Source organism: Bradyrhizobium jicamae, assembly GCF_001440395.1.
Classification (GTDB): Bacteria; Pseudomonadota; Alphaproteobacteria; order Rhizobiales; family Xanthobacteraceae; genus Bradyrhizobium; species Bradyrhizobium jicamae.
On record NZ_LLXZ01000177.1, the window covers coordinates 93544 to 110144 of the forward strand.

The 16601-nt window shown below is 64.0% G+C and carries 17 protein-coding genes and 1 pseudogene; 10 read left to right on the forward strand and 8 right to left on the reverse strand.

Annotated features, from left to right (window positions below; translation table 11 throughout):
• Positions 1 to 23: 23 nt before the first annotated feature.
• Positions 24 to 803, reverse strand: a complete 780-nt coding sequence (locus tag CQ12_RS29960) for a hypothetical protein (protein ID WP_057838882.1) — start codon at positions 801 to 803, stop codon at positions 24 to 26.
• Between the two features lie 199 nt (positions 804 to 1002).
• Positions 1003 to 1782 carry an HpcH/HpaI aldolase family protein gene (locus tag CQ12_RS29965; RefSeq protein ID WP_245310232.1) on the reverse strand — a complete coding sequence of 260 codons (780 nt, stop codon included), beginning with the start codon at positions 1780 to 1782 and terminating at the stop codon, positions 1003 to 1005.
• A 245-nt stretch (positions 1783 to 2027) separates the two neighbouring features.
• On the opposite strand from CQ12_RS29965, the gene CQ12_RS29970 reads away from it, so the two are divergent.
• Positions 2028 to 2495 carry a GlcG/HbpS family heme-binding protein gene (locus CQ12_RS29970; RefSeq protein ID WP_057838883.1) on the forward strand — a complete coding sequence of 156 codons (468 nt, stop codon included), beginning with the start codon at positions 2028 to 2030 and terminating at the stop codon, positions 2493 to 2495.
• Positions 2496 to 3313: 818 nt separating this feature from the next.
• On the opposite strand, the gene murI is transcribed toward CQ12_RS29970, so the two are convergent.
• Together murI and CQ12_RS29980 are read right to left on the reverse strand one after the other, a co-directional pair.
• Complete coding sequence (murI, locus tag CQ12_RS29975; RefSeq protein WP_057838884.1) at positions 3314 to 4102, reverse strand: glutamate racemase; 789 nt, start codon at positions 4100 to 4102, stop codon at positions 3314 to 3316.
• A 213-nt stretch (positions 4103 to 4315) separates the two neighbouring features.
• A complete protein-coding gene (locus CQ12_RS29980; RefSeq protein WP_057838885.1) occupies positions 4316 to 4714 on the reverse strand; it encodes a RidA family protein in 399 nt (132 codons plus the stop codon).
• 160 nt (positions 4715 to 4874) lie between these two features.
• On the opposite strand from CQ12_RS29980, the gene CQ12_RS29985 reads away from it, so the two are divergent.
• Positions 4875 to 5471 carry a TetR/AcrR family transcriptional regulator gene (locus tag CQ12_RS29985; RefSeq protein WP_057838886.1) on the forward strand — a complete coding sequence of 199 codons (597 nt, stop codon included), beginning with the start codon at positions 4875 to 4877 and terminating at the stop codon, positions 5469 to 5471.
• A 27-nt stretch (positions 5472 to 5498) separates the two neighbouring features.
• Here the strand turns inward: CQ12_RS29985 and purB are convergent, their stop codons facing one another.
• The 3 genes from purB to CQ12_RS30000 form a co-directional block, all read right to left on the reverse strand.
• Positions 5499 to 6806 (reverse strand): adenylosuccinate lyase, encoded by a 1308-nt coding sequence (purB, locus tag CQ12_RS29990; protein WP_057838906.1) that lies wholly within the window; start codon positions 6804 to 6806, stop codon positions 5499 to 5501.
• Positions 6807 to 6964: 158 nt separating this feature from the next.
• Positions 6965 to 7618 (reverse strand): response regulator, encoded by a 654-nt coding sequence (locus CQ12_RS29995; protein WP_057838887.1) that lies wholly within the window; start codon positions 7616 to 7618, stop codon positions 6965 to 6967.
• Positions 7618 to 8994, reverse strand: a complete 1377-nt coding sequence (locus tag CQ12_RS30000) for a sensor histidine kinase (RefSeq protein ID WP_057838888.1) — start codon at positions 8992 to 8994, stop codon at positions 7618 to 7620. The genes CQ12_RS29995 and CQ12_RS30000 overlap by 1 nt, the downstream gene beginning before the upstream one ends.
• 213 nt (positions 8995 to 9207) lie before the next feature.
• On the opposite strand from CQ12_RS30000, the gene CQ12_RS30005 reads away from it, so the two are divergent.
• The 8 genes from CQ12_RS30005 to CQ12_RS30045 all read left to right on the forward strand — a co-directional run bounded on the left by CQ12_RS30005 (position 9208) and on the right by CQ12_RS30045 (position 16315).
• Complete coding sequence (locus CQ12_RS30005) at positions 9208 to 9963, forward strand: MotA/TolQ/ExbB proton channel family protein (protein WP_057838907.1); 756 nt, start codon at positions 9208 to 9210, stop codon at positions 9961 to 9963.
• Positions 9953 to 10624, forward strand: a complete 672-nt coding sequence (locus CQ12_RS30010; protein ID WP_057838889.1) for a hypothetical protein — start codon at positions 9953 to 9955, stop codon at positions 10622 to 10624. The genes CQ12_RS30005 and CQ12_RS30010 overlap by 11 nt, the downstream gene beginning before the upstream one ends.
• Positions 10617 to 11225, forward strand: a complete 609-nt coding sequence (locus CQ12_RS30015) for a hypothetical protein (protein WP_057838890.1) — start codon at positions 10617 to 10619, stop codon at positions 11223 to 11225. The genes CQ12_RS30010 and CQ12_RS30015 overlap by 8 nt, the downstream gene beginning before the upstream one ends.
• Positions 11226 to 11569: 344 nt before the next feature.
• Positions 11570 to 12190: a TetR/AcrR family transcriptional regulator gene (locus CQ12_RS30025; protein WP_057838892.1), complete on the forward strand. Its 621-nt coding sequence runs from the start codon at positions 11570 to 11572 to the stop codon at positions 12188 to 12190.
• Positions 12191 to 12403: 213 nt separating this feature from the next.
• Positions 12404 to 12820, forward strand: a complete 417-nt coding sequence (locus CQ12_RS30030) for a CopG family transcriptional regulator (protein WP_245310233.1) — start codon at positions 12404 to 12406, stop codon at positions 12818 to 12820.
• Between the two features lie 5 nt (positions 12821 to 12825).
• A complete protein-coding gene (locus tag CQ12_RS30035) occupies positions 12826 to 14034 on the forward strand; it encodes an extracellular catalytic domain type 1 short-chain-length polyhydroxyalkanoate depolymerase (protein WP_057838908.1) in 1209 nt (402 codons plus the stop codon).
• Between the two features lie 115 nt (positions 14035 to 14149).
• Positions 14150 to 14890, forward strand: a complete 741-nt coding sequence (locus CQ12_RS30040) for a metallophosphoesterase family protein (RefSeq protein WP_057838909.1) — start codon at positions 14150 to 14152, stop codon at positions 14888 to 14890.
• A gap of 3 nt (positions 14891 to 14893) precedes the next feature.
• Positions 14894 to 16315, forward strand: coding sequence for a bifunctional serine/threonine-protein kinase/universal stress protein (locus CQ12_RS30045; RefSeq protein WP_057838894.1), 1422 nt, complete (start codon positions 14894 to 14896; stop codon positions 16313 to 16315).
• Between the two features lie 20 nt (positions 16316 to 16335).
• Here the strand turns inward: CQ12_RS30045 and CQ12_RS45295 are convergent.
• Positions 16336 to 16601, reverse strand: a pseudogene (locus tag CQ12_RS45295) (hypothetical protein); the annotation flags it as partial.

Sequence of the window (16601 nt, forward strand, 5' to 3'; positions counted from 1 at the left end):
GGAATGACCGCGCCCAGGGGCCGTCAGGTTGCGACCGCCCGGACCGGTTTGGGCTCGGCTTGCTGCCGGCTGGCCCGCAATTCGGCAGCTATTTCGCCGTTCAGCACCTGTTCCAGCCGATTCAGGGCCTTCGCCATGGGGGCGGCGTCGGTAACCCGGTGATCCCAGCGCAGGACGACATCGATGGTCTGGTCGGGCTTTTCTATCCCATAGCTCAGGACGAAGGGCCCGGGGCTGATGGCGTGGAGTTGGCCCGCCCCATAGGCGGCCACCGAGGTGACGCCAAAACTGCCGAAATAATTGGCCCGCTGGCGGCCGAAATTGAGCCCGATCGCCCAGAACAGGCGGCGCAGGGGCAGGGGCAGTCGGGTGGTGCGCAGGATCTTCCGGAACGCCGGCACCTTGTCGATCGGGGCCTTCTTGGCGTGCCGGATCAGGGCCTCGACCTCGAAAAGCTGCATTTCGTCGGGCGCAGCGACCTTCTGCGGCAACACGCAATCCTGGCCGTCCTCGACCCGGGCGATCGCCACCATCGCGATGCTGCGTGGCAATTCGTAGAAGGCAGGTATCGGCCATTTGACGTAGAGGGTGCGCAGGATCGGGTGTTCCCTTGCCACCAGCGCGAACGCCTTGACGAAGATCGCGGCCCAGCCCACCCGCTCGGCGGCCTGGGCGCGGGCTTCGTGCAGGGTGCGGATATGAAGCGGGCGCGTCAGCGAAACAAAGGGCACGCGGATCGAGGCGTGCATGAGGTCGGCCACCAGGCGGCGCGGCAGTGTGATTTTTCGAACCGTTCCGCGCATCGCTCCGCCCGGGGTTTCCGCATAGACAAATTAAATGGCAGAAGGGCCTCTTATAGCCTGCCGGCCCTCATCTAGCACGAACAAGGCGTTTTGACGCCAGAAGGTTCGGGTATCCGGGATCGCACGGTCAGCCCGGCAGCGCGCCCCCGAGGCGACGTAAACCGCAAGGACATTGAAGGACTTGCCGCCGTTTCGGCACCTATCGCTTGATCCCGTCAAGGCTCGCGGCGATGCCGCGCTGGAATAGCGACCAGTCAAAGCCGAGCGCCAGCGCGACATAGCCGCGGTCGATCATCTGGTTGGCCTGCTCGGCGGTACGCGCCACGCCGCCGATCGGCACGCCGCTCCTGAGGATGCCTGCCTCGGCCCGCTTCATCAGTGCCATCACCTCGCGATCGTCAGGCAGGCCGCGCTTGTTGATGGAGGTCGCGAGGTCGCCGGGGCCGATCACCGCGAGGTCGATGCCCGGTGTTGCCATGATCTCGTCGATGCGCTCGACCGCCTCCACATGCTCGACGGTGATCATGCAGATCATGTCATCGTCGGCGGTCGCCATGTAATCGGCCATCGATACGCCCCAGCGAAACGGCGCGTGAAACGGCCCCCATAGCCGCTCGCCCTTTGGCGGATAGCGCACGCTGCGCACGGCCTTTTCGGCGTCAGCGCGGCTGCAGATCATCGGAAAGTTGATGCCGAGCGCGCCGAGGTCCATCGGCGCTTTCGCAAGGAAGGGCTCGTTGGCGGCGATCCGCACCATCGGCACGCAGGGCGTGCCCGAGGTGGCCGTGATCATCGCATGTGCCGAGCCGAGATCGATCGGGCCATGTTCGAGATCGATGATGATCCAGTCGAGGCCGGAACGGCCCATGATCTGCACAGTCTGGATCGAGGGGATGGTTGCAATGGCGCCGAAGGTCGGACGTCCCTCGCGCCACAATTGGCGGAGGCGGTTCAGCGGCGCAGGCTTTGCGGGGGTCAAGGGAAACTCCTTCATCAAATGATTCATTGAAAAATTCGGCGCGCGGCATTCTTGGATAAATCAGGCAGTTCGAAGCGGTCTTGAGAAATCGGACGGATGGCTGGCCGGCAACTGGACCGAGCATACACGCATGCCGAGCGCTTGGCTGGCCCTTAACCAAGGGGCTTTGCGACATCATCGCCCGGACATCGGCGTCTCGTCCCGGTATAGTCCCCTGCACAATAAACCCAGGGGAGAAGACAAAGATGAGGACAATACTGGTCGCTGCCGCACTTGCGGCCCTTACCGTCGGCGCATCTGCTCAAGACAAGCGGCCCGACTATGGCACGGCGGTCAATGTCACGGGTGCGAAGAAGATCGCAGCCGGCGTCGTCGCCGAATGCCAGAAGAACGGATGGAACGTGGCCGTCGCCGTGGTCGATAATCATGGATTCCTCGTGTACTTCGAACGCATGGACAACACGCAGACGGCCAGCATGGACATCGCCGTCGGTAAGGCGAAGGCTGCGGCCACCTATCGGCGCCCGACGCGCGTCTTCATGGAGGTGATCAACAAGGGCGGGCCGGCCACGGCCACGCTTCCCGGCATCTTCGCCTCGCCCGGCGGATTGCCGATCATGGTCGACGGCAAGGTCACCGGCGGCGTGGGCGTGAGCGGCGTCACCGGCGACCAGGACGAGCAATGCGCCAAGGCCGGCCTCGGGACTACATAGCAAATTGAATCCTGCGCCCCAGCGTACAGGCGGCGGCACGGTTCTGTTATAGCCGTGTCCCGCCTTGACTAATCGGCAGCGGCCACAGTCGCGCTTTTGAAAATGCGTGATCGCGGCTTCGGGCCATTTTCAGAAACCGACTTGTTCAGAACTCGACTTGGCCCCGGATACAAGTCTCTTCACCTTTCAAGAGCGGATGCGGGGCAACCGCATCAACGTGTTCGCTTCGGCCAATACTGGAAATCATTCCGGACGGTGTTTTCTTATCCAATCCGGATTGCCGCGGGGAGGCGATTGGGAGCGGATCGGCGGATCGGAGTGATCGGACGAAATTAGACGCACCCGCAATTCATCACCGACCTTCAATTGGTCCGTGTCATACCAGTCGACCGAATTGACGCCGTCAATACCACCCACCTGGCAATGAATTCCTGGTATCGTTTCCGTCGACGAAGCCGCGATTGATGAAGCATTCGGCTCATTGCCTACCCAGCTCAAAATGACAGACAGGACGCCTGTCTCACTCACACCACCCGGTCGTCAGCTTTTCACCATTTCTCCAAACCTCGAAGCAAAGCATTCGCTTCTCCCTGTTGTCAGTAGGGTCCATTCAGGCCTCGCAGTCTATTGCAATGGGATGCCCTGCCGACCATGTCGCGAGGCTCGCTATGGTTCACGGTTAATGTTTGCTTGGGTCATAAACAGACATGGCCGATCCTGGCCTCCGACGCCCGCTATGCTCCTGAACCCGGACATTGCTTATCGCGGCCGCCGGTTACTTTCAGTCAGCTTTTCTGAATACACGCCCACAGGCGATTTTACGCCAGCACGCGCCCGCCGAAAAACGGCATCAGCGCGCGGTTCAGCGCGTGCGGGCGGCTGGAGGTGAAGATCATCTCGGCCCCGGCCTCGCTGCTTTGCCGGCCCGGTGATCCGAGCAGCTCGGACGCGCGCCGGGCAATCGCCGGCGCCGGATCGATCCACGCGACCGGCCATGGCGCGAGCTTTGTCAGGCGGTCGAGCAGCAGCGGATAGTGGGTGCAGGCCAGCACAATGGTGTCGGTGCGATCGGCGCCATCGCCGACAAAGCAGGGGGCGAGTTCGGCGGCGATATCCTCGTCGCGCACGTCCTTGCCGCTCAGCGCGGATTCGGCGAGCGAGGCAAGTTCTGCCGATCCCACCAGCGTCACTTCGCAGCCCTGCGCGAAATCATCGATCAGTCGTCGGGTATATTCGCGCTTGACGGTGCCCTTGGTGCCGAGCACCGACACGCGCCTGGTCTTCGAACTGGCGCAGGCCGGCTTGATCGCAGGCACCGTGCCAACGAACGGCACGCTATAGGCGTTGCGCAGATGCGACATGACCAGCGTGGACGCGGTGTTGCAGGCGATCACCACCAGAACGGGGGCGTAGCGCGCGATCAGTTCGCCGACCAGCGGCACCACGCGGGCGATGATCTCTTCCTCGCTGTGATGGCCATAGGGAAAGAACGCGTCGTCAGCGACATAGACATAGTGTGCCTCGGGCCGGACGCGCACGATCTCGCGCAGCACCGAGAGGCCGCCAAGGCCGGAGTCGAAGACGAGAATTTTGGGCGGTGAGGACACGCTGCGACCTTAGCCGATTTGCGGTTACCGTTAGGTTGCTTCGAGGGTGCCCGCGAGGGGCGTGCAGGTTGTCGACGGCGAATACGACGATTTGGAGCCATTTGGATCGGCTTGGCAAGGCCGGAAAACTGCAAGGGCGGCACCCAGGATGCCCTTGCAGTATCCTGAGACGACGGATGGCTGCTCGCCCCTTGCACGCTCGCTGCCAATCGATCACGTGGACTGAGGAAGTCGCGCGATGACCTTGATTTCAAAATCGAAGCCGGCCAGCCAGTTCACGCCCACCGCGGTCCAGTTAGGATAGGGCGGCTCACCAATCTCCTTCATGCGAACTGCGTTGAAGGCCTCCCACTGTGCGGCCGGATTGGTATGGAACGTGGTCACGTCAACGACGTCGTCAAACGTGCAACCGGCAGACTTCAGCACGGCCGAGAGATTGTCGAAGGCAAGCTGGACCTGCTTTTCGAAGACCGGCTCGGGCGACCCGTCATCGCGGCTGCCGACCTGGCCCGAGACGAACAGAAGGTCACCCGAGCGGATCGCCGCCGAATAACTGTTGATCTCATAGAGCGCCTGCCGGCCGGCAGGGAAGATTGCATCGCGTTTGGCCATAACGTCACTCCTGTTCAACGGCTAGCCAGACCTCTACGGGCCCGGCTGCTGGCATCCTACTCGCGCAGTAAATTGACATACGCTCCGTATGTTTTTATAGGTTACATACGCGGCGTATGTCAACTAGCATACGGAGCGTATGTAATTTGCGGGGATATCGGTGGCCGCGAAGCGACGCGCACAGATGGTGGAGGAAACCCGGGCAAAGCTCATCCAGGCCGCCCGTAAGGCTTTCGCGACCAAGGGCTATGCGGCGGCGTCGATGGACGATTTAACCGCCGAGGCCGGCCTGACGCGCGGTGCGCTCTATCACAACTTCGGCGACAAGAAGGGTCTGCTGCAGGCCGTGATCGGCCAGATCGACGCGGAAATGGTGGCGCGAATGCGCGCTGCACAAGACCAGGCGGAGACCCGGTGGCTCGGCTTTCTCGCCGAGGGCGTCGCCTACATCGAAATGGCGCTGGAGCCGGAGATCCAGCGCATCATGCTGCTGGACGGGCCGGCCGTGCTCGGCGATCCATCGCTATGGCCCAATCAGACTGCGTGTCTTCGCGCGACGACGCAAACGATCCAGACGCTTATCGACGAAGGAACGGTAAGGCCGATGGATGCAGAAGCTGCCGCGCGGCTCATCAATGGAGCGGCGCTCAACGCTTCGCTCTGGATTGCCGCAGCCGACGATCCGCACGCCGTCTTTGCGAAGGCTGTCGAGGCCTTCCGATATCTCGCGGTTGGGTTGCGCCAGGCCGAGAGCTGACCGTCAAGCGTTCCGACGGGTGCGTAATCAGCTCTCGCCGAACACACGCTTGAAGATCGTGTCGACGTGCTTGAAGTGATAGCCGAGGTCGAACTGCTCCTCGATTTCGGCATCGCTCAGATGCTTCTTCACGTCGGGGTCTTTCTTCAGCAGCGTCTGGAAGTCGCCTTCGCCGCGCCAGACCGGCATGGCGTTGCGCTGGACGTATTTGTAGGCGTCCTCGCGGCTGGCGCCCTTTTGCGTCAGCGCGATCAGGAGCCGCTGCGAATGCACGAGCCCGCCGAGGCGGTCGAGGTTCTTCTGCATGTTGGCGGGGTAGATCAGGAGCTTCTCGATCAGCCCGGCAAGGCGCATCAGCGCGAAGTCGAGCGTCACGGTCGCGTCCGGCCCGATCATGCGTTCGGCGGAAGAGTGCGAGATGTCGCGCTCGTGCCAGAGGGCTACGTTTTCCATCGCAGGCATCGCATAGGCGCGCACCATGCGCGACAGGCCGGTGAGATTTTCCGACAGCACCGGGTTGCGCTTGTGCGGCATCGCCGACGAGCCCTTCTGGCCCTCGGAGAAGAATTCCTCGGCCTCCAGCACCTCGGTGCGCTGTAGATGGCGGATTTCGATCGACAGCCGCTCGACGGAAGAGGCGATCACACCGAGCGTTGCAAAATACATCGCATGGCGGTCGCGCGGGATCACTTGCGTGGAGACCGGCTCCGGCTCCAGTCCCATCGCTTTCGCAACGTGCTCTTCGACCCGCGGGTCGATCTGGGCAAAGGTGCCGACCGCGCCCGAAATCGCACAGGTCGCGACCTCCTTGCGGGCGGCGACGAGCCGCTCACGCGCGCGGGAGAATTCCGCATAGGCATAGGCGAGCTTGAGCCCGAACGTCACCGGCTCGGCGTGAATGCCGTGGGAGCGGCCGATGGTCGGCGTCATCTTGTGCTCGAACGCGCGCTTCTTCAGCGCGGCCAGAACCTTGTCGATATCGGATATCAGGATATCAGCGGCGCGGGTCAGCTGCACGTTGAGGCAGGTGTCGAGCACGTCGGAGGAGGTCATGCCCTGGTGGACAAAGCGCGCCTCGGGGCCGACGATTTCGGCGAGGTGAGTCAGGAAGGCGATGACGTCGTGCTTGGTCTCGCGCTCGATCTCGTCGATGCGGGCGACGTCGAAGGTGGCATCCCTGGCCTTGGCCCAGATCGTCTTCGCAGCTTCCTTCGGGATGACGCCAAGTTCCGCCTGCGCATCCGCCGCATGCGCCTCGATCTCGAACCAGATCTTGAAGCGGGTCTGGGGCTCCCAGATGGAGGCCATTTCCGGGCGGGTATAGCGGGGGATCATCGACGACTCCGGGCAGGTGGGCGGGGCGCTCACGGGCGGCTCCGGCCGAATGTTTTTTACGCCGCGCTTTAGCAAATCGTGCTGGGGGAGGCCACCCATACGGGACTGCCAGAGGGGGAAATCCGTCTGGCCGGACCAAAAAAAGCCTGGCGCCGCCGCTAAAGGCTCGCCAGCCCGCACTCGACGGCAAGCCGGACAAGCTGGGCATCCGTGCGCATGCCGGTCTTGGTCTTGATCAGGTAGTGGTAGTTCTGCACGGTCTTCATGCTGAGGTTGAGGTTGGCCGCGATCTGCTCCGTGGTCGCACCGGCCGCCAGTTGTCGCAAGATCTCGATTTCCCGTTCGCCGAGCTGGTCGAGCGCCGATCCCGTGGGGGAGAGGCTTTCCAGCGCCAGCACGCGGGCGATGTCGTCGCTGATCGCCTGCTCGCCGCGGAGTATCGCGCGGATCGCCCGGATCAGCTCGCCAGGGGCGGAGCCTTTGGTCACATAGCCGTTCGCCCCGGCATTGAACGCCGCCTTCACCTGCGTCGCCTCGCTATGCATGCTGAAGACGAGAATGCGGGTGCTGGAACTGCGCGAGCGGATGTTCCTGACAGCTTCGAGGCCGCTGGCGCCCGGCATCAGGACGTCCATCACCACGACCGCGGGCGCGTGCGCCTTGAATGCGCGGTAGGCGTCGGCCGCGTTGTCGGCCTCGGCCACCACATGGAAATCATCCTGATGTTCGAGGACGCGTCGGTAGCCTTGGCGGACCACGGGATGGTCGTCGACGAGCAGGATCGAAATACCTTGCGTCTGTGGCGCGGTCATCAGGCTGCAAGCGGGATCGTGGCGGCCACGCTCACGCCGCGATTGGCATCCGCGATCGACAGCGAGCCGCCCAGCGCGGTGATCCGTTCGCGAATACCCGTCAGCCCGAAGCCGGAGGACGCCGCCACCCTGGCTGCGTCGCCGCCGCCATCGTCCTCGACATGGACCAGCAGCGCGTTTTCCGTCCCCGTGCGCCGCTCGATCCGGAGCACGATCTCGCGCGCCGAACTGTGCCGCAGGGAGTTGGTCAGGCACTCCTGGGCGACCCGATAGGCGGTCGCCGCCACGGTGCCGCGGACATCGGCGAGGTCGCCCTTGAGGTCGAGCTGGATCATCGGCTGCGTGGCATTGCGCGACCGCCAGCTATCGACGAGATCGACAAGGCAGGCTTCCAGCCCGAGTTCCTCGGCCGGCGGATGGCGCAGGCGGTTCAGTGCATCCCGAAGGCTCGCCATGATGCGATGGGTGGCTTGCGAGATCATCCGCGCGTCCTCGGCAATCTCGCCCTTGTTCTGGTGCTGTGTCTGTGCGTCGGCAGCCTCGATCGTGTTGGCAAAGGCCAGGATCGCGGTCAGGTTCTGCCCGAACTCGTCGTGCAATTCGCGGGCAAGCGCGCGCCGCTCGTCGCTGCGGATTTCCAATAGACGCCGGGTCAGCGCGGCGCGTTCCTCCATGGACTGCGCAAGGCGGTCACCGAGATCGCCGACGGCCTGTCCGATCATGGCAAGTTCCATCGATCGGAAGCGGGGCAATGACGGCCGGTATTGGCCGCGGGCCATGCGCTGCAGGGCGGTGACGATCTGCTGTGCGGGCGCCAGCGTATGCGCGATCGCCAGCGATGCGAGGAGCGCGATTGCCACCGCCATCAGCAAGGCGAGGTTGATGTTGTCGAGGACGTGCTGCCAGGCCAGCGCGATGGCCGAATCCGGGTCGGGCGCGGCCGAGACGCTGCCTGCATTGACGGCGCGCGTGCTGATCGGCCGGACGACCGGCGCGTGACTGCCGAGCAGGGTGTGCACGGCGGCCGCGAACCAGAGCGGCGGCGTTTGGCCGATCCCCTTGCTCTGGCCGCAGAGCGGCCCCTCGAACGCGCCGGCGGGCTCTATCCGAACGCAGATGCCCGGCGAAATCAGGCTCATCGTTTGAATGGTGCGCCATTCCGGTACTGGCACCAGTTGCTCGCGCATTCTGCTGCTGCGCAACATCAATTCGCGCCAGTACAGCGCTTCCAGCGCGACCGAGACGCGTTCGGCGGAAGCGGCCGTGGCGCGATCGACGCTGCGATAGGCGTCGATGGTCGCCCAGATGGTGGCCGCTCCAAGGCACAGGGTGACGACGATGAACAGGCGGGCGACGAGTTGAAGCACGAGGCGCATACGATCACTCCGCAGCGTGTCAGAGAGCCTAACAGCACCGCCGATTGGGGCCAATTGCAAGCGGGGTCGTGAGGTCCAGCTTGGGAAATTTTCCCAACGAACCTTGGGCAGATCTCTTTGGACGGCGCCGTGACGGCTGATCTAACAAGGCCAAAGGGTCCGCTCGCTGCCCGGCGCCGTGCGGCGCGGCGGCCGTCAAGGGAGCTGCGCAGCATGAGTGCCACGGCAAGCGCCGACACCTTATCGTCCGCAGATACATCGGAACGCAGCGTCCTGCTGTTGTGGATGATCTTCACCGGATTGTCGGTCTTTGCCGTCGTCGTGCTCTGGCGCTACGGCTTGCTCCATCTCATGGTCGTCTCCGACCGCACCTACATTTCGAGCGTCATCGCCGTCCTCTACATCGTCACCTGCTTCCATTGCTTCTGGCGCAGCCGCGCGATCGCGCGCGAGGGCGAGATCGCGCGCCGCTGCCGCGCTATCCTGTCGGCTCCCGGCGGGGCGAGGAGCCTTGATGACGTGCGTGCGCTTCCGGGCGGCCTGGTGCCGGATCACATCCGCAACCTGGTGATGAAGGCGCAGGCACAGCCCACCGGGCGGATCGACCAGACGCTCTTACTGCGCTCGCTCGCCGATCGCCTGCGCGGCTCCAACGGGTTTGGCGCCTTCGTATCAGACACGCTGATGAAGCTCGGGCTGCTCGGCACCATCATCGGCTTCATCATCATGCTGGCGCCGATCGCAACGCTGGACGCGGCCGACAAGGCCGCGATGAAGTCGTCCATGGGCCTGATGAGCGACGGCATGGCAGTGGCCATGTACACGACGCTGGCCGGCCTGATCGGCTCCATCCTCGTCAAGATTCAATACTACATGCTGGATGCCGCGACCCAGCGGGTGTTTTCCGACGCCGTCATGCTGACCGAGACGCACGTCACGCCCACGCTGGAACGCCGCCATGATGGATGATTTCGGTCTCTATCCGCGCGAGGAGCCGTTCGATCCGCTCGGCGTGATGCTGTTCAAGGCGCTTCAGGTGATCGCATTCCTGTTCTTCCTGGCGCTGCTGGCGGTCTCGCCGGATGCCAAGGACGGCAAGATCGATTCCAAGGCCGAGTTCATCATCACCATGGACTGGCCCGACAATCATCCTGATGACCTCGACCTGTTCGTGCAGGACCCCGCCGGCAACATCGCCTGGTACCGCCGCCGCGAGGCCGGCTTCCTCACGCTCGACCGCGACGATCGCGGCGGCGCCAACGACTTCATCGTCGTCAACGGCAAGAAGATTCGCTCGCCGATCCGGGAGGAGATCGTCACCGTGCGCGGCGTCGTCCCCGGCGAGTACACGGTCAACATCTCGCACTTTCAGGCCACCACCGGCGAGCCCGTCGCGGTGAAGGTGAAGGTCCAGAAACTCAACCCGACCGCGCAGGTGATCTTCGACGACCGGCTGACGGTGGACCACACCGGCGACGAAAAGACCGCGCTGCGCTTCTGGCTCGATGCCGAGGGCAAGGTGGTCGACGTTCAGCAGCGGCACAAGTCGCTGATGGAAACGTTCCGCAATGTCCGCTCCAACGGCGCGGACCTCGATCCGAAAACCGGTGTCAGGATGCGCCGTGAATAATTTGCAATCGGTCGTGCTCACGCTCTCCATCAGCTACGCGCTGATCGGCGCGCTGCTGCTGATTGTTCTCGTCTATGCGCGGCTGCCCTGGTCGGCCAAGGCGGTCGCGGTGGTCGTGACCAGCGCGTTCTACATTGCGAGCTTCATCGGCGTTCGCGGCTTGCTGGGCTGGGCCAGCGTCGACGCGCTGCCCGCAAGCTTCAAGCTGCTGCAGGCCCGGATCGTCGAGCCGCACTCGCTGGAGGGCGATCCGGGCTCGATCTACCTCTGGGTCGAGGCGCTCGACGATGGCAATCGGCCGAGCGGCGTTCCGCGGGCGTTTCGCATTCCCTATAGCGACAGGCTCGCGCAAAGGACCGACAAGGCGGCCAGCGAGATCGCCGCCGGGCGACCGCAGGGCGGTCGCGCCGCCGATTTTGGCGATGGCGCGGGTAACCTTCTCCAGGCCGCCCGGGAATACATCATGCCGACAGCGATCATTGATACGTCGGGAGGCGACCCCTCCACGGGCGAGGGATTGGCCGCAGTGCCCCGCGACGGCGACGGGGTGTCGTTCACGCCGCTGCTCCCGCCGCGAATGCCGCCAAAGGACGTGCAGTAGGCTGCCAGTAGGGCGAGGAGGGCCGGCGCCGGTCGGTCAATCACGGATTATTGACTGACAGATATTGAAATCTGTCAGCGAGACATGCTATATCCATTGCCGACGCTGGTATTTGGCGTCACCCGGCTCGCTGGTTTTGAGCCCGGGTACTTGCAAAGGACTACCGTTATGACTGCCCACATCATTCATCTGGCTACCCAAATCCAGCGCTGGCTCGACCAGAGCGTCGCCCGTCATCTGGCCGCCCAGGCCGAGCGGCTGGAACCGGCGAAACATTAAGCTCGTCCGGGGCATTACAGGGGGATTAGAATGACCACTCGTCCGATCGTCTCGCAGGTGCGCGCATGAACGAAGTCGTGGTTCTGACCCCCGAGCGAATCCTGGAAGTTACCGAGGACGTTTTGCGCCGCTACGGGCTCGCCAAGGCAACGGTGGTGGACGTCGCCCGTGCGCTCGATGTCAGCCACGGCAGTGTCTACCGCCATTTCCCCAGCAAGGCCTCGTTGCGCGAGGCGGTGGCCAAGCGCTGGCTCGACCGTCTCAGCGCGCCCCTCTTGAAGGTCGCGCAAGCGTCCGGCCCGGCGCCGGCGCGGCTGGACAAGTGGCTGCGCACGATGTTCGCGATCAAGCACGAGCGGCTCGGCGACGACCCGGAAATGTTTGCGACCTACCTGACGCTGGCACGCGAAGCCTGCAAGGCCGTGTCCTGCCACAAGGACTGCCTGGTCGATCAGATCGCGCTGATCCTGTCCGACGGCGTGAAGCAGGGCACGTTCGAGGTCGCCGACGTCAAGGCGACGGCGCGCGCCATTTTCGATGCCACCAGCCGCTTCCACCATCCCGCGCATGCCGAGGAATGGAACGAACCCGGTGCCCCCGCGCGGATCGATGCGCTTCTTGGGCTGCTGCTCAAGGGCCTGGAAGGCCGCGCAAGCGCTGACGTTTCTTCTGAAGCCGGGCCGTAAGGACAAGCTCTTTTTCCAGTGAGACGTGAAATCTGATTTTGGGGGCCCGCTTCGGCGGGCCCTCGTTTTTCTCGTGGGTCGATCCTCGGGAGGCGAGGCTGAGACAGGAGTCGATGTCCCGAAAACCTGCTTTCTCAGTGGGGGACCTTGTACGCATCCAGCTGCCATCCATATACCATCCAATCAGATGGTCTGTGGATGGAGAGATTCGTGATGAGTAACATACGGGAACTTCGACCCAAGCCGCCTGAAACAGAGAAAATCACGATCAATCTTGGCTATGTCGACCTCGGTCAGGTCGATCTCATGGTTCAGGAAGGGTTCTACTCCAACCGTACCGATTTCATCCGGACGGCGGTCAGGAACCAGCTCGAACGTCACGCCGACGTCGTAAGGCAGTCAACGGCCCGGAAAAGTCTGGACCTCGGACTGCGAAGCTACAGTCGCGAGGATCTCGAAGCGGTGCAGCGAGCCGGCGAGACGCTGCACATCAATGTTCTGGGCCTTGCCAGCATCTCCCAAGACGTCACGCCCGAGCTCGCTCGCGCGACCATTGCCTCGGTCTCCGTGCTGGGGGCATTGCACGCCAGTCCGGCGGTCAAGGCCGCCCTCGCTGACAGGATAAGGTGAAGGCGATGCTGAACCAGGACATCATTCGGGAGGCGACACGCCTCACGCGCGCGGGCCAACTCGTTGAGGCCACCGCGCTCCTTCAGCGCATGCTTCGCGGTGAGAATGCGCCTAACGCGCCATCGCATGGCAGCGATCGCATCGCTCTTGCGGGACCGCTCATCATTGATGCCAAGGCTAATGCGGTTGAGGAGACGGATCGTCATCCGCAATCAGAGCCAGCCACATCAGCGCAACCGATCACGCTCCGCGCGTTACTCGACCACAAAGAGAGGCGCTCCGGGATCGGACTGCGCGGCATAATCAAGCGCCCCCCGCCGTCCACATCGGACATCGTGCCGGAGGGCGCCGGGTTCATCGAAGGCATGTACAGCAGTCCCGCGGGAAGTCGTGCCTACAGGCTTTTCATCCCGAGCCGCTATCAGGGGCGACCGCTTCCTTTGGTCGTCATGCTTCACGGCTGTACCCAGTCGCCGGAAGATTTCGCCGCCGGTACGAGGATGAACTTCATCGCCGAGGAACAAAATTGCTTCGTGGTCTATCCTGCTCAGCCCAGCCAGGCCAATCAGGCGAAATGCTGGAACTGGTTTCGCACAGCCGACCAGCAGCGAGGCAGAGGTGAACCCTCGCTTATCGCGGGGATCACCCGCCAGATCATGCGCGACTATTCAGTTGATCGAAAGCGCGTCTACGTTGGTGGGCTGTCGGCTGGAGCGGCCGCCGCGGCTGTCATGGGCGCAACATATGACGATCTGTACGCGGCAATCGGCATACATTCCGGCCTCGCGTGCGGGGTTGCCACGGATCTTCCCTCTGCGCTTGTCGCGATGCGACAAGGCGGCCCCGATCACAAGGTCAGTTCAGGTGGCCGAACCGCCGTTCCGACCATTATTTTTCACGGCGATCGCGACACTACCGTTCATCCAAACAATGGCGACCAAATTCTTGAGCAGTCTGTGAGAACGATCAGGACACAAAAGAAGGTGCATCACGGGCAAGTACCCGGAGGGCATGCCTATACAAGAACGATCCTGAGCGATGCGAGCGGACGTGGAATCTTGGAGCACTGGAATATCCACGGGGCCGGACACGCATGGTCCGGAGGCAGCGCTGCGGGCTCCTACACTGATCCGCGGGGACCGGACGCAACGAGGGAAATGCTTCGTTTTTTCCTCGAGCATTCGCTCCCGCAGGAGCAGGGCCGCTCGATCTGATCAGCCTGACGGTCAGCAGGCGCACCCGGCCTGATTGCACGTCACAAGCCGCTGTTGTTTGATATCCATCAAGACAGGCGCAGGTGCGTGCGCGATGATGGATGCGGAGGAAAATGTGCGGCTGGCTATCTTTGCCGATATCCATGCCAACCGGCAGGCGTTCAGCGCGTGCCTCAATGCCGCGCGCGCCCGCGGCGCGGAGCGGATCGTCTGCCTGGGCGATGTCGTCGGCTATGGCGCCGATCCCGAATGGGCGGTCGATACCGTGATGGGCCTCGTCGATGACGGTGCGCTTGCGGTCATCGGCAATCACGATCACGCCGTCAGCATCCCGTCGGAGAACATGAATGCCGCAGCCACGGCTGCGATCGAGTGGACGCGCGGCAGGCTGAGTGCGCCGCAGCGGCGCTTTCTCGCAGAATTACCCCTGACGCGCCGCGACGACGATCGCCTCTACGTGCACTCCGAAGCCTCGCACCCGGCGCGCTGGCGCTACGTCCGCGACACGCCGGATGCCGCGCGCAGCATCGAGGCCACCGACGCCCATGTCACCCTCTGCGGACATATCCATCGTCCCGCGCTCTATTCGATGTCGCCGGCGGCGAAGATGACGAGTTTCATCCCGACCACGGACGTGCCGGTGCAATTGCTCGGCGGCCGGCGCTGGCTCGCCGTTCTCGGCTCCGTCGGCCAGCCGCGCGACGGCGATCCGGCGGCCTCGTTCGCGATGCTCGACACGGCCTCGCGCGAGATCACCTATTGCCGCGTGCCGTATGATGTGGAGGCGGCAGCGGATCGGATTCGCGCCAACGGCCTGCCGCATTGGCTGGCCGACCGTTTGCTCATGGGGAAATAACGGATGGCGAAGCCCGCAATCGCGCCCGGCGCAGAACTTGACGGCTTCACGGTCGGCGAGCGCGTCCATCAGGGCGGCATGGCGACGCTGTGGACCGTGACCCATCCCGGCATCACCGTGCCGATCTTGATGAAGGTGCCGCGGGTTTCCGAAGGCGAGGATCCGGCCGCCATCGTCAGCTTTGAAATGGAGCAGATGATCCTGCCGCGGCTGGCCGGGCCGCACGTACCCGGCTGCTTCGGCAGCGGCGATTTCGCCCGTCAGGCCTATGTCGTCATGGAGCGCATCCCCGGCAAGACGCTCCTGAGCCGGATCGACAGGCTCCCGATTCCCTATGAAGAGGCGAGGGTGATCGGAGGACAGATCGCGACCGCACTGGCGGACCTGCACCGCCAGAACGTCATCCACCACGACATCAAGCCGAGCAGCATCATGTTCCGCCCATCCGGCGAATGCGTGCTGATCGATTTCGGCCTGTCGCATCACAACCAGTTGCCGGATTTGCTGCAGGAAGAGTTTCGTCTGCCTTACGGCACCGCGCCCTACATGGCGCCGGAGCGCCTGCTCGGCGTGCGCGACGATCCGCGCAGCGACCTGTTTTCGCTGGGCGTGCTGCTGTATTTCTTCACCACCGGTGAGCGGCCGTTCGGCGAGAGCGAAACGCTCCGCGGCATGCGCCGGCGGCTGTGGCGCGATCCCTATCCGCCGCGCAGATTGCGCCACGATTATCCGCCCTGGCTGCAGGAAATCGTGCTGCGGTGCCTGGAGATCGAGCCGGTGTGGCGTCATCCGACGGCTTCGCAACTGGCGTTCGATCTGGCCCATCCCGACCAGGTCAAGCTGACGGCGCGGTCCGAGCGACTGAAGCGGGATCCGCTCAGCACGGTATGGCGCCGCCGCTTCAACCAGGGCGTGGCCGTGCCGAAATCGAAATCCGATGTCGCGGCGCAACTCGCTTCGGGGCCGATCGTGGTCGTGGCGCTCGACACCGAGGAGGGGTCGCCGATGCTCAACGATTGCCTGCGCCGGACCGCCGCTCAACTACTCTCGACATTGCCGTCGGCGCGGCTCGCCTGCCTCAACGTGCTCAAGCTCGGCCGCATCACCATCGACCGGACGCTCGACGAGCAGGGCAACAACAAGCATATCGACCGCATGGTCGCGCTCCGGCATTGGGCGCAGCCGCTGGAGCTCGACGAAGGCCGGCTGACGGTGCACGTGCTGGAGGCGATCGATCCCGCCGCCGCGATCCTGGAGTTCACGAGGGTCAATCATGTCGATCACATCGTGATGGGTGCGCGACAGAACTCGATGCTGCGCAGCTTACTCGGCAGCGTCGCCGGCAAGGTCGCCGCCGAAGCCGCTTGCAGCGTGACGGTGGTACGGCCGCCACGGTCGGCGGTGGTGGCGGAAGGCGATGGGTAGCGCCGGATCGCGGCGCGCATTCACTCGAGGGTCTGAACGGGCGGGGCCTTTGCGCGCGGCGGGTTCGGCGCGGGATAGCTGGTGGCGCGGCCGCTTCGTTCGGCCGGACCGGCGGGGCCTACGGCTTCCGCCCTCGCGCCGCGCACACTCTCGCGTGACGATTGCCGCCGATGCCGCGACGAGCGCGAGCCTTCCAGTCCCCAGGAGCGCGAGATCGAAGGCCCGGCGGTGTAGCCGACGAAGGCGCCGGCCACAGCCCCGACCGGCCCAAGCACGACGGCGCCGG